The 20,450-nt window shown below is 66.1% G+C and carries 18 protein-coding genes; 8 read left to right on the top strand and 10 right to left on the bottom strand.

The genetic code is table 11. The features are described 5' to 3' along the window. The first annotated feature begins 43 nt into the window (after positions 1-43). Positions 44-379 carry a ferredoxin FdxA gene (gene fdxA, locus AC13C7_RS09660; protein ID WP_172321532.1) on the top strand — a complete coding sequence of 112 codons (336 nt, stop codon included), beginning with the start codon at positions 44-46 and terminating at the stop codon, positions 377-379. A 283-nt stretch (positions 380-662) separates the two neighbouring features. Next, positions 663-1,175, top strand: coding sequence for a CarD family transcriptional regulator (locus AC13C7_RS09655; protein ID WP_172321531.1), 513 nt, complete (start codon positions 663-665; stop codon positions 1,173-1,175). Between the two features lie 54 nt (positions 1,176-1,229). Here the strand turns inward: AC13C7_RS09655 and cobS are convergent, their stop codons facing one another. Then, positions 1,230-1,988, bottom strand: a complete 759-nt coding sequence (gene cobS, locus AC13C7_RS09650) for an adenosylcobinamide-GDP ribazoletransferase (RefSeq protein WP_482867340.1) — start codon at positions 1,986-1,988, stop codon at positions 1,230-1,232. Between the two features lie 88 nt (positions 1,989-2,076). Between cobS and cobT the strand changes: the two genes are divergently transcribed. Continuing rightward, a complete protein-coding gene (gene cobT, locus AC13C7_RS09645) occupies positions 2,077-3,099 on the top strand; it encodes a nicotinate-nucleotide--dimethylbenzimidazole phosphoribosyltransferase (protein ID WP_482867339.1) in 1,023 nt (340 codons plus the stop codon). Here cobT and AC13C7_RS09640 read toward each other — a convergent pair. The 7 genes from AC13C7_RS09640 to AC13C7_RS09610 all read right to left on the bottom strand — a co-directional run bounded on the left by AC13C7_RS09640 (position 3,045) and on the right by AC13C7_RS09610 (position 11,783). Next, on the bottom strand, positions 3,045-5,012 hold the full coding sequence (locus tag AC13C7_RS09640; RefSeq protein WP_446169319.1) for a cation:proton antiporter domain-containing protein: 1,968 nt from the start codon (positions 5,010-5,012) through the stop codon (positions 3,045-3,047). The genes cobT and AC13C7_RS09640 overlap by 55 nt on opposite strands. Before the next feature lie 27 nt (positions 5,013-5,039). Then, complete coding sequence (locus tag AC13C7_RS09635) at positions 5,040-5,495, bottom strand: Lrp/AsnC family transcriptional regulator (protein ID WP_482867338.1); 456 nt, start codon at positions 5,493-5,495, stop codon at positions 5,040-5,042. A 236-nt stretch (positions 5,496-5,731) separates the two neighbouring features. Beyond that, positions 5,732-6,652, bottom strand: coding sequence for an ABC transporter permease (locus AC13C7_RS09630; RefSeq protein WP_172321526.1), 921 nt, complete (start codon positions 6,650-6,652; stop codon positions 5,732-5,734). Then, positions 6,645-7,655, bottom strand: coding sequence for an ABC transporter permease (locus AC13C7_RS09625; protein WP_172321525.1), 1,011 nt, complete (start codon positions 7,653-7,655; stop codon positions 6,645-6,647). Before AC13C7_RS09625 ends, AC13C7_RS09630 begins: the two co-directional genes overlap by 8 nt. Positions 7,656-7,769: 114 nt before the next feature. Beyond that, positions 7,770-9,476 carry a peptide ABC transporter substrate-binding protein gene (locus tag AC13C7_RS09620; RefSeq protein ID WP_172321524.1) on the bottom strand — a complete coding sequence of 569 codons (1,707 nt, stop codon included), beginning with the start codon at positions 9,474-9,476 and terminating at the stop codon, positions 7,770-7,772. A 47-nt stretch (positions 9,477-9,523) separates the two neighbouring features. Further along, positions 9,524-10,783: an oligopeptide/dipeptide ABC transporter ATP-binding protein gene (locus AC13C7_RS09615; RefSeq protein ID WP_328700574.1), complete on the bottom strand. Its 1,260-nt coding sequence runs from the start codon at positions 10,781-10,783 to the stop codon at positions 9,524-9,526. After that, positions 10,776-11,783 (bottom strand): ABC transporter ATP-binding protein, encoded by a 1,008-nt coding sequence (locus AC13C7_RS09610; protein ID WP_172321523.1) that lies wholly within the window; start codon positions 11,781-11,783, stop codon positions 10,776-10,778. The genes AC13C7_RS09615 and AC13C7_RS09610 overlap by 8 nt, the downstream gene beginning before the upstream one ends. A gap of 218 nt (positions 11,784-12,001) precedes the next feature. On the opposite strand from AC13C7_RS09610, the gene argE reads away from it, so the two are divergent. The 3 genes from argE to AC13C7_RS09595 all read left to right on the top strand — a co-directional run bounded on the left by argE (position 12,002) and on the right by AC13C7_RS09595 (position 15,714). Then, a complete protein-coding gene (argE, locus tag AC13C7_RS09605) occupies positions 12,002-13,165 on the top strand; it encodes an acetylornithine deacetylase (RefSeq protein ID WP_482867337.1) in 1,164 nt (387 codons plus the stop codon). Further along, on the top strand, positions 13,162-14,478 hold the full coding sequence (locus AC13C7_RS09600) for an NAD(P)/FAD-dependent oxidoreductase (RefSeq protein WP_482867336.1): 1,317 nt from the start codon (positions 13,162-13,164) through the stop codon (positions 14,476-14,478). The genes argE and AC13C7_RS09600 overlap by 4 nt, the downstream gene beginning before the upstream one ends. Positions 14,479-14,550: 72 nt before the next feature. Further along, a complete protein-coding gene (locus AC13C7_RS09595; protein WP_446117773.1) occupies positions 14,551-15,714 on the top strand; it encodes a M20 aminoacylase family protein in 1,164 nt (387 codons plus the stop codon). Between the two features lie 173 nt (positions 15,715-15,887). Here the strand turns inward: AC13C7_RS09595 and moaA are convergent, their stop codons facing one another. After that, positions 15,888-16,898 (bottom strand): GTP 3',8-cyclase MoaA, encoded by a 1,011-nt coding sequence (moaA, locus tag AC13C7_RS09590; RefSeq protein ID WP_172321519.1) that lies wholly within the window; start codon positions 16,896-16,898, stop codon positions 15,888-15,890. Between the two features lie 74 nt (positions 16,899-16,972). Between moaA and AC13C7_RS09585 the strand changes: the two genes are divergently transcribed. Continuing rightward, positions 16,973-17,440: a D-galactarate dehydratase gene (locus AC13C7_RS09585; RefSeq protein WP_172321518.1), complete on the top strand. Its 468-nt coding sequence runs from the start codon at positions 16,973-16,975 to the stop codon at positions 17,438-17,440. Positions 17,441-17,444: 4 nt separating this feature from the next. After that, positions 17,445-19,055 (top strand): AMP-binding protein, encoded by a 1,611-nt coding sequence (locus AC13C7_RS09580; RefSeq protein WP_482867335.1) that lies wholly within the window; start codon positions 17,445-17,447, stop codon positions 19,053-19,055. Between the two features lie 18 nt (positions 19,056-19,073). Here the strand turns inward: AC13C7_RS09580 and nhaA are convergent, their stop codons facing one another. Next, positions 19,074-20,264, bottom strand: a complete 1,191-nt coding sequence (gene nhaA / locus AC13C7_RS09575) for a Na+/H+ antiporter NhaA (protein ID WP_172321516.1) — start codon at positions 20,262-20,264, stop codon at positions 19,074-19,076. Between the last annotated feature and the right edge of the window lie 186 nt (positions 20,265-20,450).

Below are 20,450 nucleotides of genomic sequence, written 5' to 3'. Positions count from 1 at the left end.
GCTGGGGATTACACCCCATGACGACACCTGAAATGGATGCGCCATGACCTACGCCGTTCTCGAAAACTGCATCAATTGCAAATATACCGACTGTGTCGAGGTCTGCCCGGTGGATTGCTTCTACGAGGGGGAGAATTTCCTGGTCATCCACCCCGACGAGTGCATTGACTGCGGCGTGTGTGAGCCCGAATGCCCCGCCGACGCGATCCGGCCCGACACGGAACCGGATATGGAAAAATGGGTAGAGCTGAACCGCAAATACTCGGAATTGTGGCCTGTCATCGTCTCCAAGAAGGAACCGTTGCCAACGGCGGAGGAGTTCGACGGCAAGCCGGACAAGCTGCCGCTTCTGTCCGAAAACCCCGGTGAGGGCGGCTGAAGCGATTCGGGAGACCGGCAGGCCGGTTCTGCGCCTGCCAAATGCGATGTTGCCCCTGCGGCAAGACGCTGTAAAACCAGCGATTTCGCGCGTGCGCCCCACGCCGCGCTTTGATTCGGCCCTTTTTTGTGCTATGTTAAGGGCTGAAACCAGTCTGTGAGAGAATTCCGCGCGTGCTGCCAGACGCGCATCACACCATCCGTAATGCACCTCGTGTTGGAAGGCTCCGCTTTCCTCGCGGTGTTTTTGTCGCCTGATACCCGGGCTTGAGAGGAAGAACCAGATGAGCAAATCGCGTAAACAGGATTTCAGCCCGAACGAATATGTCGTCTATCCGGCGCATGGCGTGGGCCAGATCGTGTCCATTGAGGAACAGGAGATTGCCGGGCTGACGCTCGAGCTTTTCGTGATCTCCTTCGAGAAGGACAAGATGACCCTGCGCGTGCCGACAGCCAAGGCCACCGAGGTGGGGATGCGCTCGCTCTCCAGCCCCGATGTGGTCAAGAAAGCGCTTGAGACCCTCAAGGGCAAGGCCCGCGTGAAGCGCGCGATGTGGTCGCGCCGGGCGCAGGAATATGAACAGAAGATCAATTCCGGCGATCTTATCGCGATTGCCGAGGTCGTGCGCGACCTGCACCGCGCCGATGACCAGCGTGAGCAGAGCTATTCCGAGCGTCAGCTCTATGAGGCGGCGCTTGAGCGTCTGACCCGGGAGCTGGCCGCCGTGAACGGCATGGACGAGGCGGGCGCGCAGAAGCGTGTCGATGACGTGCTGACCGCCCGCGCCGCCGCCTGAGAGCCGGATGAGGACTGAAACGGCCCCGTCGCAGGGAACTGCGGCGGGGTTTTTTTATGTGACGGCGGCAGTAAGGACCGCGAGCGCGGCGATCTCGGCCAGTTGCTGCGTTGCGCCCAGGATGTCGCCGGTCTGCCCGCCGATCTTTGCCTGCGCGATGGCGGCGATGCCAAGCGTGAGCAGCGCGATCCCGATCACCGCCCATACCGCCGCGCCCCCGCAAAGCAGCAGCGCCGGGATCAGCGCCAGCGCCAGCGCGCCCCATGCGGCCCCAAGGGGCGGTTGCCCCACCGCGCGCGACAATCCGCCGGGGCGGGCCGGGTCCAGCATCGCCATCACGAACACCATCGGCACCCGCGACAGAAGTGCGGCCGCGACAAGCACGGGCCAGAACGCCCCGGCCCCGATCAGCGCCACCAGCAGGGACCAGCGCGCCAGCAGCGACAGGATCAGCGCGATCACGCCATAGGTGCCGATGCGGCTGTCCTTCATGATCTCCAGCCGCCGGGCGCGGTCCCATCCGCCCCAGAGCCCGTCCGCCGTGTCGGCCAGCCCGTCCTCATGCATGGCGCCCGTCACCAGGATCATCACGGCGAGGCCCGCGGCGGCGGAAAGACCGACGGGCAGGGCCGAGGTCAGCCAGATGCCGATGCCCCCCGCCAGCGCCACGGCCAATCCCGCCACCGGCCAGGCCCAGGAGGCGGCGGCCCCGCGCGTGAGGTCGACCTCACCGGGCAGGGGCAGCCGCGTCAGCAGCCCGAGCGCCAGGCGCAGATCGCCGAAAACCCGGTGTGTTATGTCGGTCCCGGCCATGCCGCACCCCTCTTTTCCATCGCATTCCCTCTGGCAATCGGCCATACCGGCCCGGCCCCGGCCTTGCAATGAAAGAGACGCACCGACCATGACCGCCACCTTCGCCTCCCTCGCCGAGTTCCGCGACCGTCTTGCCGCAGCCCCCGGCCCCGACCACGCCGCGACCGAAGAGGCCGAGGCCCGCAACGGGCAGTTGACGAAGCCCCCCGGCGCGCTCGGGCGGCTGGAGGATCTGGCGATCTGGTATGCCGGGTGGCGCGGCGATGCGCGGCCTGCGATCAACGCGCCGCAAGTGCTGGTATTCGCCGGCAATCACGGCGTCACCGCGCGCGGCGTCAGCGCCTTTCCGGCGGAGGTGACGGTGCAGATGGTGGCGAATTTCCGGGCCGGGGGGGCGGCGATCAACCAGCTGTCGAAGGCGGCGGGGGCAAGGATGGATGTCCATGCGCTGGAGCTTGACCGGCCCACGGGCGATTTCACCCAAGGCCCCGCGATGCAGGAGGGCGAATTCCTGGCCGCGCTGGCCACCGGGTGGAACGCGGTGGCGGCAGATGCCGACCTGTTGGTCACGGGCGAGATGGGGATCGGCAACACCACGTCCGCGGCGGCCATTGCCCATGCGCTTTTTGGCGGCGAGCCCGCCGACTGGACCGGGCGCGGCACCGGTGTGGACGATGCGGGGCTGGCGCTGAAGACGCGTGTGGTGGCCGAGGGGCTGGCCGCCAACCCCGGCGCGTCAGGTGACGGGCTGGAGGCGCTGCGCTGCCTTGGCGGGCGCGAACTGGCGGCGATGGCGGGCGCGATTGCGCGGGCGCGGGTCGAGGGCATTCCGGTGATCCTGGACGGGTTCATCTGCACCGCCGCCGCCGCCTGCCTGGAAAAGGCGGTGCCGGGGGCGCTGGATCATGCCGTTGCCGGGCACCTCTCGGCCGAGGGCGCGCATCAGGCGCTCCTGACGCGGCTCGGCAAGGCGCCGCTGTTGTCACTGGGCATGCGGCTTGGCGAAGGCTCGGGCGCGGCGCTGGCGATCCAGATCCTGAAGGGCGCCGTCGCCTGTCATTCGGGCATGGCGACCTTCGAGGAGGCGGGCGTGGCGGCGGGCGAGGCATGATCTTCCTCATCCTCCTCCTCGTCGTCCTCTAACGGCGCTTCGGCGGCGTCAAGCTGCGTCGCCAGCGCCGTTTCCAGCGTGTTGTTCAACTCGCGCGCGCGTTCGACATAGGCGTTGTTCTCGGCCAGCGGGGTGCCGGGTTTCCACAGCTCGGCCAGTTCGCGCAGCACCTGCCGGTCATGGCGGTAGAAGGCCATCTCCATCTCATGCGCCTCGTATTCCGTGAGGCCGACATTCTCCAGCACGTAGCGCCCGGCGCGCAGCGAGCTGTCGAACATCTCGCGCACGATGTCATTGGCCCCGGCCTGGTAGAGTTGGTAGACATGCACCCGGTCATAGGCGCGCGCGACGATATGCAGATCGGGGCGGCGCTGGCGGGCATAGGCGACCAGTTGCACGGCGTCTTCCTTGTCATCCATCGCCACCACCAGCACCGTGGCATGATCCAGCCCCGCGGCGTGCAGCAGTTCGGGCCGGGTCGGATCGCCGAAGAAGCCGTGATAGCCAAAGCGGCGCATCAGCTGGATCGTGGCAAGATCGTTGTCCAGAACAACCGTGCGCTTGCCCGCCGCCTGCACCATGCGGTTGACGACCTGTCCGAAACGGCCCGTGCCTGCGATGATGATCTCCTCCGGCGCGTCGATCTCGTCGGCCTCGCGTTCGGTCTCGCCGGACTCGGAGATATAGGAGGACAGCACGTCGTAGATGATGAAGACCAGCGGCGTCAGCAGCATCGACAGGGCGACGACCAGCAGCAGGATCTCGACCAGCGATTGCGACAGCACATGCTGCGTGACCGCGAAGGAAATGAGGACGAAGCCGAACTCCCCCGCCTGTGCCAGGCCGAGGGTAAAGAGCCACTGATCGCGCCCCTTGAGCCCGTAGACCCACCCGATCACGAAGAGGATCAGCCCCTTGATGATCATCACCGCGAGCGTCAGCCCGATGATGATGGCGAAGTTGGAGAACAGCACGCCGAACCTGATGCTGGCACCCACGGTGATGAAGAACAGGCCGAGCAGCAGGCCCTTGAAGGGCTCGATATTGGCCTCGAGCTCGTGTTTGAACTCGGAATTGGCCAGCACCACGCCCGCGACAAAGGCGCCAAGCGCGGGCGAGAGGCCGACGAGGACCATGAGCAGCGCGATGCCGACCACGATGACCAGCGCCACGGCCGTGTACATCTCGCGCATCCGGGCCATGTGGATGAACTGGAACAGCGGCCGGGTCAGGTATTTTCCGCCGATGATGACGGCGGCGACGGCGGCGATTGTGATGAGGGTCACGCCCCAGGCGGGCAGACCGTCGACCAGCGACATGCCCGCCTCCTGCGCCTCGGCGGCGGCGGCGGTGACCGAGGGGCGTTGGATGGCCCCGTCCGGGCTGAACACCGCGGGGGAGGGGATCGCCAGCAGCGGCAGGATTGCCAGCATCGGGATGACCGCGATATCCTGCGTCAGCAGCACCGAGAACGAGGAGCGCCCGCCGGTCGTGCGCAAGAGCCCCTTTTCGGTCAGCGTCTGCAAGACGATGGCGGTCGAGGACAGCGCGAAGATCAGCCCGACCGCCAGTGCCGGTTGCCAGCTGAGGCCGAGCCAGTAGGCCAGCGCCCCGATGGCCACCGTCGAGACCAGAACCTGCGCGGTGCCGAGGCGCAGCAGCTTGTCGCGCATGTCCCACAGCCCCTTGGGGTCCAGCTCCAGCCCGATCAGGAACAGCATCATGACGACGCCGAATTCGGCGAAATGCTGCAATTCGACAGGATCGACGCCCGCCTGGTTCAGGATCGGACTGATGACGATCCCGGCGATCAGGTAGCCCAGGACCGAGCCGAGCCCCAGGCGGACCGACAGCGGCACCGCGATGACCATGGCGGCAAGGAAGATCGTGGACTGGAAGAGGATGTTGTCCATAAGGGGCGTGACGTCTCCGTTTTCTGGTCAGACCGGCAGCGGCGCGTCGGTCTTGGGTTGGTCCATGACGATCTGCGACTGCACCCGCGCGACATTGGGATGGGGCAGCAGGCGGCCATGGATCAGCCGGTGCAGCGCCTGCAAATCCTCGCACCAGACCCGCAGCAGGTAATCCGCTTCGCCGGTCAGGGTAAAGGCGGCCGTGACCTCGGGCGTCTCGCGCAGCAAGGTGACGAAACTGGTGTCGATCTCGGCGCTGTGGGTCTTCATCTGCACCTGCACGAAGGCCTGCACATGCAGCCCCAGGCCCTGCGGGGCGACCACCGCGCGCGCACCGGTCACGATCCCCGACGCCTCCAACCTCTGGCGGCGGCGTCCGGCCTGGCTGGGGCTGAGGTTGAGCATCTCGCCCAGATCCTGCGCCGTCAATTGGGCATTGTCCTGTATCGCCCTCAGAAGACGGCGATCGGTGGCATCCAGCATCTGCGATTTTTCCGCGCGTTTCCTGCTCCGCACGCATTCTTTACGCGCTTGTCGAATGGTAGCACATCGCTTTCGCGCGGGCAACGCGCGCCCATTGCGTGGCCCCGGCCCGCAGGCGACCGGGACGACAGGTCATGCGCCGCCTTCCCTTTCATTTTGCCGACAATACCTGCGGGGGGTCCGGGGGGCGGCAGCCCCCCGCGGATCGGCGCGCGAAGCGCGGCGAAATCCTTCGCTTACCGCCCGCGGATCCTCGGATCCAGCGCATCGCGCAGACCGTCGCCGATATAGTTGACCGACAGCACCGTCAGCGAGATCGCCAAGCCCGGCCAGATCACCCGCTCGGGGTTCCTTTGCAGCCATTCGGTGCCATCGAACAACAGCCGCCCCCAGGTCGGGTAGTCGGACGGAAAGCCGAGCCCCAGGAAGGACAGCGCGCTTTCGGTGATGATCGCGTTGGCGATGCCGAGCGTGGCCGAGACCATGATCGGCGACATCACGTTGGGCAGCACGTGACGGGTGATCATCCGGTGCGAGGGCGTGCCGATGGATTTCGCCGCCAGCACAAACTCGCGCTCCTTCAGGGCCAGCACGTCGCCACGCACGATGCGGGCGGCCTGCATCCAGCTGGTGATGCCGATGACGAAGACGATGAGGATGAAGATGCCGTTTTCCGGCCCGAACGTGCTGCGCAGCGTGTCGCGGAACAGCATGATGATGACCAGCAGAAGCGGCAGCAGCGGCAGCGCCAGGAAGAGGTCGGTCAGCCGCATCAGCGGCCCGTCGAGCTTCTTGAAATAGCCCGCGATCACGCCCACGAACGTGCCGAGCAACAGGCTCAGCGCCATTGCGGTCAGGCCCACGGCGATCGAGGTGCGTCCGCCCGCCATCATCCGGGCCAGCGTGTCGCGGCCCAGTTGGTCGGCGCCCATCGGATGCGCCCAGGAGGCGCCCTGGTTGCGGGCGCGGATGTCGATATAGGTGGCGTCGATCGGCCACAGATAGGGGCCGACATAGACGAAGAGCAGCATGAAGACGAAGAAGCCGAGCCCGAACAGCGCCCCCTTGTGGGTCTTGAACTGGTCCCAGACATCCCACCACTGGTTGCGCGGCGCACGGTAGCCCTGTTGCTCGTTCACATTGGCCAGATCAGTCATAGCGGATCCTCGGGTCAAGGACGCCATAGAGGACGTCGGCAATCAGGTTGAAGAGCACGATGAGCACCGCGAAGATGAAGGTCAGCGTCTGCACGGTGGGGATGTCGCCGCTCTGGATGGCGACGATCAGCAACTGGCCGAGGCCGTTCACCTTGAACACCTGCTCGGTGATGATCGCGCCGCCGAAGACCTGCGGCACGCCAAGCGCGATGACGGTGACGACCGGGATCATCGAGTTGCGCAGCACGTGGATCAGGACCACGACCCGCTCGGTCATGCCCTTGGCGCGGGCGGTGCGCACGTAATCCTGGTTCAGGTTGTCCAGCATCGAGGCGCGCATGAAGCGGCTGATCTGGCTGGCATTGTAGAGGCCCAGGACCATCACCGGCATGATGATCTGCTTGAGCTGCACCACGAAGCTCGCCCAATCCGTCACCACATGGGTGGTGTCGTAGACCGAGGGGAACCAGCCAAGCTGGACCGAGAAGATGACGATGAAGAGGACGCCGGTGAAGAAGGTCGGGACAGAGAAGCCGAGCATCGAGACGAAAGTGCCGATCTGGTCGAACCAGCTGTATTGCCGGTAGGCCGAGATCACCCCGATGGGCACCGCGATCAGGATCCCGACGACATAGGAGGTGCCGACCACCCACAGGGTCTGCGGCATGCGCTGCGCGATGATATCGACGACCGGGCTGCGGGTCTGCCACGAGATCACGCGGGTGCGGTCGCCATCGCCGAAGCTCAGGCCGGTCCATTGCTCCAGCAGGTTCAGCGGCTCGTTGATGAAGAATTGCTGCAACCAGAGCGCAAAGCGCACCACCATCGGCTCATCGAGGCCGAGCGAGGCGCGGATCTCGGCGCGCACTTCGGGCGGGATCGTCAGGGGCAGGCTGGCCGTCGGGTCGGACGGGGCCAGGTCGAGGATCAGGAAAATGATCAGACTGATGAACAGAAGCGTCGGGATTGCCAGGAGCAAGCGACGGAGCGTGAAGGTCAGCATGGGCGCCTCGGTTCAGAAGTCTGGCAGCGTGCCATGGGCGGGGAAGGGGTGGCCCCCCCGGCGACCCGCGAATGCGCGGGCCGGAGGGGCCGGTGATATCAGGTCAGACCGGGGTTACTCGGCCCGCGACCATTCGGCGATGTTCCACAGCTCGGAATCCCAGTCGGACATCCGGACACCTTCCAGGGTCACGGCATGGGCCGAGACGCCGCCACGGTGGATCAGCGGGATGATCGAGTAGCTTTGCACCAGCATGTCGTTCATCTCCTGCGCCAGGCGGCCGCGCTCTTCCAGGGCTGCGGTCTGGGCCATCTCGTCGACCAGGGCGTCATAGGCCGGGTCGCAGAAACGCTGGATGTTCGAGCCCTGCCACTGGGTGTCGGGGCCAGGGATCTCGTTGCAGCGCCAGTTGGCCATGTAGGCCTCGGGATCGACGCCCGCGAAGTTGTTCGTATACATCTCGATATCTGCATAGAACTTCTGGAACGTGTCCGGGCTGGAGGGGTCGCCGCCGAAGAAGACCGACGCGTCGATGTTGCGCAGCTCGACCTCGATGCCGATTTCTTCCCACCACTGCTTGACCAGCGCCTGGGTGTCCTGACGGACGGCGTTGGTCGAGGTCTGGTAGAGAACGCTCAGGCGGATACCGTCGCGCTCGCGCACGCCGTCGCCGTCTTCATCGACCCAACCGGCATCTTCCAGCACCTGCGCGGCACCTTCGAGATCCTGCGTCAGGCAGTCGTCATTGGCGGTCGAGGCATAGAGCTCGGGCGCCGGCAGCACGTTGCAGGTGGCCTGACCACCGGCCCCATAGCCGATTTCCACCAAAAGCGCGCGGTCGATGGCCATGGACATGGCCTGACCCACGGCCGGGTCGGTCAGGAACGGATGTTCGCCGCCTTCCAGGGTGGAGCGCATGTCGCCAAGCGCGGGGTCGGGATTGGTCTGGTTCAGGTGCAGACGCTCGACGCTCGTGCCGAAGGCGGTCACGACCTCGCCGATGCCGTTGGCTTCCATTTCGGCCAGGATGGTCGGGTCGATCTGGAGGTTCCAGGCATAGTCGAATTCACCGGTTTCCAGAACCGCACGGGCCGCGGAGGCCGCGTCGCCGCCGCCTTTGAAGACCACGGTGGCAAAGGCCGGCTGATCCGGCACGCGGTAGTTCTCGTTCGCCGCGTAGGTGATCACGTCATTGGGACGGAACTCGGTGACGACGAAGGGGCCGGTGCCGATCGGGCCAAAGTTGGCCTCGGTGCATTCGGGGGCCGCCGCGCCCAGGCAATCCGCGAATTGTGCGGCCTGGATCAGCGGGCTTTCAGCCCCCACCAGCGCGGTATAGGGGAACGGCTTGGGCGCGGTGAAGTTGATGCGGATGGTCCGGTCATCGACCGCTTCCACGCTTTCCACCCCGTCGAAATAGGACGCCTGCGCGCAGCCGCCTTCGGGATCGGTGCAGTATTGCCAGGTGAACACGGCGTCATTGGCCGTGACCGGGCTGCCATCGGACCAGGTGATGCCCTCGGACAGGACCCAGGTGATGGAGGTCAGGTCTTCGGAGACGCCGCCGTTTTCCACGGTGGGGATCTCGTCCACCAGACGCGGAACCAGTTCGCCGTTGTTGTCGAAGCCGGCCAGCGGCTCCAGCACCAGCGAGGCCGCCTCGACCTCCTTGGTGCCGCCCGACAGATACGGGTTCAGCGTCGAGGGTGCCTGCCAGTAGATGATGTTGAGCTGGCCGTCCGAGCCCCTTTCAGCCAGCGCTGCCGCGGGGGACAGCGCAAACGCCGCTGCGGCCCCGAGCATGAGATGTCTTAGTTTCATGTGTCTCTCCTTGTTGGTTTGCTCTTATTGCCTCGGACGCCGCCGGTTCAGCCGGCGGTCTGGGTATCGTTGAACAGGTGGCAGGCGACGAAGCGGCCCGCCGAAACTTCGCGAAACTCGGGGTCGATCTGGTGGCATATATCCATCACGCTGGGACAGCGGGTGCAGAAATTGCAGCCCTTGGGCGGGTTGGAGGGGCTTGGCACATCGCCTTGCAGGATCACCCGGTTGGCCTCGTCATGGGAAACCGGGTCGGGTTCGGGCACGGCCGAGAGCAGTGCCTTGGTATAGGGGTGGTGCGGATCCTCGTAGAGGCCGTCGCGCGGGGCCAGTTCGACGATCTTGCCCAGATACATGACCGCCACGCGGTCGGCGATATGGCGCACCATGGACAGGTCGTGACTGATGAAAAGGTAGGTCAGGCCAAGCTCGGTCTGGAGGTCTTCCAGCAGGTTCACCACCTGCGCCTGGATCGACACGTCGAGCGCCGCGATGGGCTCGTCACAGACGATGAATTTGGGGTTCAGCGCCAGGGCGCGGGCGATGCCGATACGCTGCCGCTGGCCGCCGGAAAACTCATGCGGGTAGCGGTTGGCGAAATCGCGGTTGAGGCCGACCTCGTCCATCAGCTCGTAGATGCGGTTCAGCCGTTCCTTGCCGGTCTTGTTGGAATGCTCGCTGAGCGGCTCACCGATGATGTCGGCCACGGTCATGCGCGGATTGAGGCTGGCCTGCGGATCCTGGAACACCATCTGCATGGTGGGCCGGATGCGGCGCAGGGCGCGGTCATCTGGGGCAAACTCATCGACCGAGACACCTTCCGAGGCGCCGCGCAGCCGGTAGATCACGGAACGCGACAGGCGCGAAACCAGATAGGTCGCGACCAGTACGGCCAGCACGGCGATCACGATCGGCCAGGCCCCGGTCAGCATCTCGGTCGCGCCGAGCCAGATCACCAGCGCCGCACCCAGCAAGAAGGCCGCCCAGGTCGCCCATCGACCGATCCTGTCGGCCTGGTCACTGATCCGGCGCGCCTCGATATTGTCCCAGGCCAGTTCCTTGCCGTCGATGATGATCGAGCCTTCGGTCGGTTCGTAAAGCCGCAGCACGGCGCGCCCGCAGGTCGACTTGCCGCAACCGGATTCGCCCACAAGACCAAGGGTTTCGCCCTCGTAGATGTCAAAGCTGACACCATCCACCGCCTTCACGTCGCCGGTATGGCGGCGCAACAGGCCGGTGTAGATCGGGAAATACATCTTGAGCCCGCGCACCGAGACGAGCTTGCGCTGCTGGCTGGCGTCAAACATCGCGCGCCTCCCCGGTATCGGGATCCCAGAAACAGGCGACATCGTGGCTGTGGCCGACGCTGATCCGCCAGGGGTTTTCCTGCGCGCAGCGCGGCATCGCCTCGGGGCAGCGGTCACGGAAGGGGCAGGCGGTGGGTTGGCCCGACAGCATCGGCGGCTGGCCCTGGATCACCTTCAGCCGCTCGGCCCGCGCGCCGCGCACATGCGGCACGGTTTCCAGAAGCGCGCGGGTATAGGGATGCTTGGGGTTGGCGAAAAGCTCCCGCACCGGGCCCTGTTCGACGACCTGGCCGCCATACATCACCAGCACGCGGTCGGCGATGCCCGCAATGACGCCAAGGTCATGCGTGATCCAGACGATCGCCATGCCCAGTTTCTTGCGCAGCTCGGCGACCAGTTCCAGGATCTGCGCCTGGATGGTGACGTCCAGCGCCGTGGTCGGCTCATCCGCGATCAGCACCTCGGGGTCGCAGGCCAGCGCGATGGCGATCATCACGCGCTGGCGCATGCCGCCGGAAAACTGGTGCGGAAAATCCTTGAGGCGGCGCTGTGCGTCGGGAATGCCGACCAGTTCCAGCAGTTCCACCGCGCGCTTGCGGGCCTTGGATTTGCTCAGCCCCATATGCTTGCGCAGGGGTTCCATCAGCTGAAAGCCGACATTGAAGACCGGGTTGAGCGAGGTCATCGGGTCCTGGAAGACAAAGCCGATCCGCGCGCCCCTGATGGCGCGCAACTGGTCCTCATCGGCGCGCAGCAGGTCCATTCCGCCGAAATTGACCTGGCCATTGCGCACCTCGGCGGGCGGCGATGGCAGAAGGCCGATAAGCGACATCATGGTCACGGATTTTCCGGAACCGCTTTCGCCGACAACGCCAAGCAATTCACCCGCTTCCAGGTGAAAACTGACATTGTTGACCGCGTGAACCTCCCCACGTCGGGTTTTGAAAACGGTTTTGAGGTCCTTGACATCAAGGACGGAGGGCTTTGCCCCATCTAGCATCTCAAGACGCCTCACCGGTTGGACATGCCCCGCCTCTGACGGGCGGGTGCTGATTTGCCGGTAACGGTAACAGGATTCGCTTTTCCCGCAAGCGGTTTGAAGCTCCACCATGCCCGCGACGGGATTTTCCGGCAGAATGAAAGGGTTGCGGGGCGTGGCCTTGACCTCCCCCGGCGGCGGGATCAGGCTGGCGGCAAGCAACCAGGAGCGCCCCGCCAATGACCACCGCCATGACTTCGCGTCAAATTCTGGAAAAGCTGGTGTCTTTTCCGACCGTTAGCAGCGAAAGCAATCTCGACCTCGTGGATTGGGTCGAGGGCTATCTGAACGATCTGGGTGTGACCTGCCATCGCGATTATACCGAGGATGGGCGCAAGGCCTCGCTCTTTGCCCATATCGGGCCGGAAGTGGAGGGCGGCGTCATTCTGTCGGGCCATACCGACGTTGTGCCGGTCGAGGGGCAGGCCTGGTCCACCGATCCCTTCACCGTGGTGGAAAGGGACGGAAAGCTCTTCGGGCGCGGCACCTGCGACATGAAAGGGTTCGACGCGCTGGCGCTTGGTCTCGCGGCGCGCGCGGCCAAGGCGCCCCTGACCCGACCGCTGCAAATCTGCCTCAGCCGCGACGAGGAGATCGGCTGTATCGGCGCGCCACCGATGATCCGGGCGATGCAGGGCGTGGTGCCGAAAGCCGCGCTGGCGATCATCGGAGAGCCTTCGATGATGCAGGCGGTCACGGGCCACAAGGGCGGCATCGGCTTCGTCACCCATGTGCGCGGCTTCGAGGTGCATTCCTCGCTGATTGACCGGGGCGTGTCGGCGATCATGGAAGCGGCCAAGCTGATTGACTGGGGCAACAGGATGAATGCCGAGAACCGCGCGCGGGGCGCGACCGGGGCCGATGCCCTCTTCGATCCGCCCTACACGACCCTGCATGTCGGTGTGATCGAGGGCGGCACGGCGCATAACATCACCGCCAAGGATTGCCATTTCCTGATGTCCTTTCGCTGCGTGCCGGGCGAGGACGCGGATGAATGGGGCCAGCGCTACGTCGATGAGGTGCGCAAGCTGGAGGCGCAGATGCAGGCGGTGCGGCCGTCGAGCTATATCGATCTGTCCTCCAGCTGGAACGTGCCCGGCCTGCGCCCCGAGGAGAACGGCGAGGCCGAGGCGCTGGTGCGCCGCCTCACCGGCGACAACGCCACCCATGTCGTCAGCTACGGCACCGAGGCGGGCCAGTTCCAGACCGAGGGGTATTCGGCGGTCGTCTGCGGTCCCGGCGATATCGCGCAGGCGCACCAGCCCGACGAATTCATCTCGGTCGCGCAGTTCGAGGCCGGAGAGGCGTTCATGGACCGGCTGCTCAAGACGCTCTGCGAATGACGCAATTTCCGATCGGCCTGCACCGGCCCGTCGAACACCCCGGCCCGTTGCCCGAGGCTGCCGATGCGGTGATCATCGGCGCGGGCGTGATCGGCGTGATGACGGCCTATCACCTTGCCGCGAAGGGCCTGCGCGCGGTGGTCGTCGAAAAGGGCCGCGTCGCGGGCGAACAAAGCAGCCGCAACTGGGGATGGGTCCGCCAGATGGGCCGCGACCCTGCCGAGCTGCCGATCATGATGGAGGCGAGCCGACTGTGGCATCAATTGCAGGCCGAGACCGGTGAGGGCCTTGGGCTGGTGCAATCGGGGCTGACGTATCTCGCCAAGGATCAGGCCGCGTTGGAGCGGCATCGGGCCTGGCTGGCCTCGGTCGAGGGATCGGGCGTCGATTCGGTCATGCTGACGGCGGAGGAGGTCCGCGCCAAGCTGCCGGGCTGCACCCTGCCGGTGGTGGGCGGGCTGCACACGGCCAGCGACATGCGGGCCGAGCCGTGGCAGGCGGTGCCCGCCCTGGCCCGCGCGGCGGTGCGCAGGGGCGCGGTGATCGTCGAGGACTGCGCGGCGCGGGTGCTGGATGTGCAGGGGGGCCGTGTCGCGGGGCTCTGGACCGTGCAGGGGTTGATCCGCGCGCCCGAGGTTCTGGTCGCGGGCGGGGCGTGGTCGTCGCTCTTCCTGCGCCGCCACGGGGTCAACATTCCGCAGCTCTCGGTGCGCGCCTCGGTCATGGCGACCGACCCGATGGAGGCGGTGCATGAGGGGGGCGCGCTCTTTGACGACCTGGCCTTTCGCAGGCGGGTCGATGGCGGCTACACGCTGGCCTTGTCGGACGCGCATGATTTCTGGATCGGCCCCGATGCGTTCCGGCATTTCCGTGCCTTCTGGCCGCAACTTCGTAGTGACCCGTTCGGCCGGCGCTACCGGGCGATGGCCCCCAAGGGCTACCCCGATGCCTGGGGCACGGCGCGCAGATGGGAGAAAGATGACGAGACCCCGTTCGAGCGGATGCGGGTGCTGGACCCGGCCCCGAACCGGCGCTGGCTGACCGAGGCGCGGCGGCGGTTCCAGGCGGCCTGGCCCGCATTGGCGCAGGTATCGGTGCGGACCGAATGGGCGGGCATGATCGACGTGCTGCCCGACGAATTGCCGGTGATGGAACGCCACGCGGCGCTGCCCGGCCTCAGCATCGCCACCGGGACAAGCGGGCATGGCTTCGGGATCGGACCGGGCTACGGGCGGGTGATGGCCGACCTGATTGCGGGCAATGATCCGGGCCATGACCTGACCCCGTTCCGACTGTCGCGGTTCCGCACATGACCCCCTTGCCGCCGCCGCGCGGATCGGTCACCTTCTGCCGCAAACACCCCTCATCCCGGAAAGGTCAGGCCGATGCCCGTCAAGAACCGTTTTGCCGAATTGCTGCCCGAGATCACCGAATGGCGCCGCGATATTCACGAAAACCCCGAGATCCTCTATGACACGCACCGCACCTCGGCGCTGGTGGCCGAAAAGCTCAAGGCGTTCGGCTGCGACGAGATCGTCACGGGCATCGGGCGCACCGGCGTTGTCGGCGTGATCAAGGGCAGGTCGGACGGCTCGGGCAAGGTGATCGGCCTGCGCGCCGACATGGATGCGCTGCCGATCCTCGAGGCGACGGGGCTGCCCTATGCCTCGAAGACACCCGGCGCGATGCATGCCTGCGGCCATGACGGGCATACCGCGATGTTGCTTGGCGCGGCGAAATACCTGTCCGAGACGCGCAATTTCGACGGCACGGTCGTGGTGATCTTCCAGCCCGCTGAGGAAGGCGGCGCCGGCGGCAAGGAGATGTGCGATGACGGCATGATGGAGCGCTTCGGCATCCAGGAGGTCTACGGCATGCACAACTGGCCGGGACGCCCGGTGGGCAGCTTCGCGATCCGTCCGGGCTCGTTCTTTGCCGCCGCCGACCAGTTCGACATTCATGTCACCGGCAAGGGCGGCCATGCCGCCAAACCGCATGAGACGCTGGACACGACCGTTATCGCCAGCCAGATCGTCATCGCCCTGCAAACCATCGCCAGCCGCAATGTCGATCCGGTGAAACAGGTCGTGGTCTCGGTCACCAGCTTCGAGACCGGGTCGAAGGCGCATAACGTGATCCCGGAAACGGTGCATCTGAAAGGCACCGTGCGCACGCTGGATGGCGAGGTGCAGGACCTGACCGAGGCGCGCATGAGGGAGATCGTCGACCTGACCGCGCGCGCCTATGGCGGCCGCGCCGAGATCGACTATCGCCGCGGCTATCCCGTCATGGTCAATTCCGAGGAACAGACGGCGTTTGCCGCCGAGGTGGCCAGCGCCGTTTCCGGCGACTGCGCCGATGCGCCCCTTGTCATGGGCGGCGAGGATTTCGCCTTCATGCTGGAGGAACGCCCCGGCGCCTATATCCTGGTGGGCAATGGCGACACGGCGATGGTCCACCACCCGGAATACAACTTCAACGACGAGGCGATCCCGGCGGGCTGTTCGTGGTGGGCCGAGATCGTGGAACGGCGGATGCCTGCGGCCTGAGCAGGTTTCGTGGCCCCCAGGCGCATCGTCCGCCGACAGCAGGTTTTTCCGCGAAGAAGATGAGGATAGGGTCGACATGACCCATCTTCACCTTGGTGCAAATACTTCGGGGGGTGTTTGGGGGGCAGCGCCCCCCACGGATCGTCGCCAAAGGCGGCGAAACCGCCCCCGGTCTACCCGCCCGTATGGCTCATGTGGCGGCTCATCTGGCCATCCACGGCCTGCCGGGAATAGTCGAAATCATGGCCCTTGGGTTTCAGGGAGATCGCCTTGCGGATCGCATCCTCAAGCAGGTCGTCCTTGGCAGACGCCCTGAGCGGCGCGCGCAGGTCGGCCATGTCTTCCTGGCCCAGGCACATGTAAAGTTCCCCCGTGCAGGTCAGACGCACCCGGTTGCAGCTTTCGCAGAAATTATGTGTGAGCGGGGTGATGAAGCCGATCTTCTGTCCGGTCTCTTCCAGCCGCACGTAGCGCGCGGGGCCGCCGCTGCTTTCGGCCAGGTCGGTCAGGGTGAATCGCTCGCCCAGACGCGCGCGCAGGTCCTTGAGGTCCCAATACTGGTCCAGCCGGTCCTCGTTGCCCAGGTCGCCCATCGGCATGACCTCGATAAAGGTCAGGTCCATGTCACGCGCGGCGCACCATTCCTGCAAGGTGAACAGCTCATCCTCGTTGAAGCCCTTCAGTGCCACCGCGTTGATCTTGATGCGCAACCCGGCCTCGCGGGCCGCGTCGATGCCCGCCAGCACCTGTTTCAGGCGGCCCCACCTTGTGATGTCGGCAAACTTCTGCTCGTCCAGCGTGTCGAGCGAGACATTGACCCGGCGCACCCCCGCCGCGACCAGGTCATCGGCGAAACGCGCCAGCTGGCTGCCATTGGTGGTCAGGGTCAATTCGTCCAGATCGCCGCTGTCCAGATGCCGCTTCATGCCCTGGAAAAAGGTCATGATCCCCTTGCGCACCAGCGGCTCGCCGCCCGTGATGCGCAGCTTGCGCACGCCCAACCGGATGAAGGTGGAGCACATGCGGTCCAGTTCCTCCAGCGTCAGAAGCTCCTTCTTCGGCAGGAAGGTCATGTTCTCGGACATGCAGTAGACGCAGCGGAAATCGCAGCGATCTGTGACCGAGACGCGCAGATAGGTGATGGCGCGGGCGAACGGGTCGATGAGGGGGGCGGTTTGGGACATGGGGCCTATCTATGCCCCGCGTGGCCCTCTCGCAAGCATTGAAGCATGCGCGAATTGCGCCTAGGCTTTCGCCCATGACAGATATTGCACGCATGTTGGTGATGGTCGGAACGGTGGCGCTGCTGGCGGGCTGTTCCAATCTCATTCCCGGTTCCCTGGGTGGCGGCTTTCCGGGCGGCGGGCGCGGGAGCGATCAGGTCGAGGACATGGCCGCGCTGCCGGATGAAAGCGCTGCGGCGGAGGAGGCCGAAGAGGCCGAGGACGCGGGCGCACAGGAGGCCCCGGTCGAACCCGGCACGCTTGGTCAAACCGTCGCGTCGCTCGGCAATCCGGCGGAGCCCGGCCTGTGGCTGGAGACGCCGCTTGTGACCTCGGAAACACCGGGGCGGATCACCACCGAAGGCGGGGCCTCGGCCGATGTCACGCTGCGCCCCTCGGGCGGCGCGGCCGGATCGGGCAGCCGCATCTCGCTGGCCGCGATGCAGGCGCTTGGCGTCAGCCTGACCGACCTGGTGACGCTGACGGTCACGGCAGGTCAATAGGGACATGGAGCGTCGCCTCTTTCGCGAGGCCCGCGATTGGCAGGCGCTGCGGGACGGGTTTTCCTGGGATATTCCTTCCGACATGAACATCGCGGCGCTGTGCTGCGATGATTGGGCGCGTGCCGACCCCGACCGCGTGGCGGTGATCCATCGCGGCGGGGATGGCGCGCGGCAGGTCTGGACCTATGGCCAGATGAAACGCGCGTCCGACGGGCTGGCCGTCGCGCTGGCGGCGAAGGGCGTGGGGGCGGGCGACCGGGTCGCGATCCTGCTGGCGCAGCACCCTCATGCGCTGATCACCCATTTCGCGGCGATGAAGCTGGGGGCCGTGTCCCTGCCTCTCTTCACGCTGTTCGGCGAGGATGCTTTGCGCTACCGGCTTGCCGATAGCAGCGCGCGGGCCTTGGTGACGGATCCGGCCAATCTCGACCGGGTGCTGGCGCTCTGCCCCGACCTGCCGGGGCTGGAGGTGGTGATTTCGACCGGAGCGGCCAAGCCCCCCGTGCTGTCGTTGCCCGACCTGATCGGGACACCGGCGCGGGGGTTTCAGCCGGTCGCCACCGGGGCCGATGATCCGGCGATGATGATCTACACCTCGGGGACCACCGGCGATCCCAAGGGGGTGCTGCACGCGCATCGCTTCCTCATTGGCCATCTGCCCTGCACGGAACTGACGCAGAGCCTGTTTCCCCGCCCCGGCGATATCGGCTGGACGCCCGCCGATTGGGCCTGGATCGGTGGGCTGATGGATATGGCGATGCCCTGCCTCTATTACGGCGTGCCGCTGGTCAGCCACCGGTTTGCGAAATTCGACCCCGACGCCGCCTTTGCCCTGTTGGTCGAGGAGGGCGTCAGCAACGCCTTCATCCCGCCCACGGGCCTGCGGCTGATGCGGGGGGCGCGGCTGCCCCAGGGGGTGCGCCTGCGCGCGGTCAGCTCGGGCGGCGAGCCCCTGGGCGGCGATCTGCTGGACTGGGGGCGCGAGACCCTGCGCGCCGACCTGGGCGAGCTTTACGGCCAGACCGAGGCCAACCTGCTGGTCGCCTCCAGCGTCATCGGGATGGAGCGGCACCCCGGCGCGATGGGGCTGCCGGTGCCGGGGCATGACGTGGCGGTGCTGGAGGCGGAGGGAAATGAGGCCGGAACGGGTGAGGTGGGCGAGGTCTGCCTCAGGATGCCCGACCCGGTGGCGTTCCTGTGCTACTGGAACAAGCCCGAGGCGACGGCGGAAAAGGTCCGCGATGGCTGGTTGCGCACCGGCGATCTGGCGACGCGGCGCAGCGATGGGCACCTGGTGTTCCATGCCCGCGACGATGACGTGATCACCTCGGCGGGCTACCGGATCGGCCCGTCCGAGATCGAGGCGGCGCTCTTGCGTCACCCGGATGTGGTGATGGCCGCCGTGGTGGGCGAACCCGACCCGATCCGCACCGAGACCGTGGTCGCCCATGTCGTGCTGCGCGACGGTGCGGATGGCGCGGGGATCGAGGCGGCGCTCAAGGACCTGGTGCGCACCCGCGTCTCGGCCCATCTGGTGCCGCGCAAGGTGGTGCTGGCCGACAGCCTGCCGATGACGGCAACCGGCAAGATCATGCGGCGGGCCCTGCGCAAGTGATGGCCCGCCGTTTTCGCGTCACGATTGCGCGGGCTGTGCGTCGTCCTCGGCCGCGGGGTTGGAGCTCAACCGCAGCACGGTGAACCCGATCAGCCCCGAGACCAGCGAGCCGGACAGCACGCCCAACCGCACCGCATCCATCAGCGCCGCGTCGCCGAAGCTGAGCGAGCCGATGAAAAGCGACATGGTAAAGCCGATTCCGGCAAGACAGGCGAGCCCGTAGATATGCACCCAGGTCACGCCATGCGGCAGCTGCGCGAGGCCGGACTTGACGGTCAGCCAGGTCAGGCCGAAGACGCCGATCTGCTTGCCCAGGACCAGCCCGAGCGCGATGCCGAGCGGCAGGGGCGCCATCAGGTCGGCAAGGGACAGCCCCTCCAGCGATACGCCAGCATTGGCGAAGGCGAAGATCGGCACAATCAGGAACAGCACGTAAGGGGCCAGCCCGTGCTCAAGCGAATGCAGCGGCGACTTGCCCCATTTGTCGGTCAGCGGAATGAAGAAGGCGGTGACAACGCCCGCAAGCGTCGCGTGGACGCCCGATTTCAGCACCAGCACCCAGAGGATCAGGCCCAGGATCAGCGACGGCGCGACCCGGTGGGCGCCCTTGATGTTGAACCAGAACAGGCCCGCCAGCGGCACCAGCCCCATCAAGAGGTAATTGACCTTCAATTCGGCGGTGTAAAACAGCGCGATGATGACGATCGCCCCGAGGTCGTCGAGAATGGCCAGCGTCAGCAGGAACACCTTGAGCGCCGAGGGCACGCGGCTGCCGACCAGCGCCAGCACGCCAAGTGCGAAGGCGATATCAGTCGCCGCCGGAATGGCCCATCCCCCGATGGTCTCGGGATTGCCCCAGTTCAGCGCGACGAAGATCAGCGCCGGCATCGCCATGCCCCCCACGGCCGCCATGCCCGGCAGGATCACGTCGCGCGGGTTCTTCAGCTTGCCTTCCAGGATCTCACGCTTCAGCTCCAGCCCGATCAGGAAGAAGAAGATCGCCATGAGGCCGTCATTGATCCACAGGATCAGCGGCTTCTCCAGCCCGCCGCCATCCAGCGTCACCGCGAAAGGCAGGCTCAGCAGCCAGTCATAGGTCGGTTGCAGGGCCGAATTGGCCACCAGGAGGGCGGCGATGGCCGACAGGCCCAACAAGATCCCGCCCGAGGCGTCATGAGAGAAAAAACGGTCAATGGCGCGCAGCAGCATCGGCTTCCCTGAGTAGAAGAGATATGATTGTTTGCAAATGGGGCTGTCGGGGCCGATTTCAACGGAAATCGTCGGGATTTCCGGCCAGTTCCGGCCAGAAATCGACCGCTTGCACCTTGAAAACCCTCCGATAGGGGGGCAGCTTGGCGGCAACGCGAAGGTGGTCGGACCTTCCCCCGAGAGGTA

It is taken from the genome of Alterinioella sp. B-7 (genome assembly GCF_056857775.1).
This window is presented reverse-complemented; position numbering and strand designations above follow the sequence as displayed.

What these genes read in the sequence shown, in the direction of transcription:
- cobT (WP_482867339.1), top strand. Translation starts at nt 2,077, where the DNA reads ATGACCGCCACCTTCGCCTCCCTCGCCGAGTTCCGCGACCGTCTTGCC.
- AC13C7_RS09600 (WP_482867336.1), top strand. Translation starts at nt 13,162, where the DNA reads ATGACGCAATTTCCGATCGGCCTGCACCGGCCCGTCGAACACCCCGGC.
- AC13C7_RS09655 (WP_172321531.1), top strand. Translation starts at nt 663, where the DNA reads ATGAGCAAATCGCGTAAACAGGATTTCAGCCCGAACGAATATGTCGTC.
- AC13C7_RS09585 (WP_172321518.1), top strand. Translation starts at nt 16,973, where the DNA reads ATGACAGATATTGCACGCATGTTGGTGATGGTCGGAACGGTGGCGCTG.
- AC13C7_RS09630 (WP_172321526.1), bottom strand. Translation starts at nt 6,652, where the DNA reads ATGACTGATCTGGCCAATGTGAACGAGCAACAGGGCTACCGTGCGCCG.
- AC13C7_RS09635 (WP_482867338.1), bottom strand. Translation starts at nt 5,495, where the DNA reads ATGCTGGATGCCACCGATCGCCGTCTTCTGAGGGCGATACAGGACAAT.
- AC13C7_RS09610 (WP_172321523.1), bottom strand. Translation starts at nt 11,783, where the DNA reads ATGCTAGATGGGGCAAAGCCCTCCGTCCTTGATGTCAAGGACCTCAAA.
- argE (WP_482867337.1), top strand. Translation starts at nt 12,002, where the DNA reads ATGACCACCGCCATGACTTCGCGTCAAATTCTGGAAAAGCTGGTGTCT.
- AC13C7_RS09595 (WP_446117773.1), top strand. Translation starts at nt 14,551, where the DNA reads ATGCCCGTCAAGAACCGTTTTGCCGAATTGCTGCCCGAGATCACCGAA.
- moaA (WP_172321519.1), bottom strand. Translation starts at nt 16,898, where the DNA reads ATGTCCCAAACCGCCCCCCTCATCGACCCGTTCGCCCGCGCCATCACC.
- AC13C7_RS09580 (WP_482867335.1), top strand. Translation starts at nt 17,445, where the DNA reads ATGGAGCGTCGCCTCTTTCGCGAGGCCCGCGATTGGCAGGCGCTGCGG.
- fdxA (WP_172321532.1), top strand. Translation starts at nt 44, where the DNA reads ATGACCTACGCCGTTCTCGAAAACTGCATCAATTGCAAATATACCGAC.
- cobS (WP_482867340.1), bottom strand. Translation starts at nt 1,988, where the DNA reads ATGGCCGGGACCGACATAACACACCGGGTTTTCGGCGATCTGCGCCTG.
- AC13C7_RS09625 (WP_172321525.1), bottom strand. Translation starts at nt 7,655, where the DNA reads ATGCTGACCTTCACGCTCCGTCGCTTGCTCCTGGCAATCCCGACGCTT.
- AC13C7_RS09620 (WP_172321524.1), bottom strand. Translation starts at nt 9,476, where the DNA reads ATGAAACTAAGACATCTCATGCTCGGGGCCGCAGCGGCGTTTGCGCTG.
- AC13C7_RS09615 (WP_328700574.1), bottom strand. Translation starts at nt 10,783, where the DNA reads ATGTTTGACGCCAGCCAGCAGCGCAAGCTCGTCTCGGTGCGCGGGCTC.
- AC13C7_RS09640 (WP_446169319.1), bottom strand. Translation starts at nt 5,012, where the DNA reads ATGGACAACATCCTCTTCCAGTCCACGATCTTCCTTGCCGCCATGGTC.
- nhaA (WP_172321516.1), bottom strand. Translation starts at nt 20,264, where the DNA reads ATGCTGCTGCGCGCCATTGACCGTTTTTTCTCTCATGACGCCTCGGGC.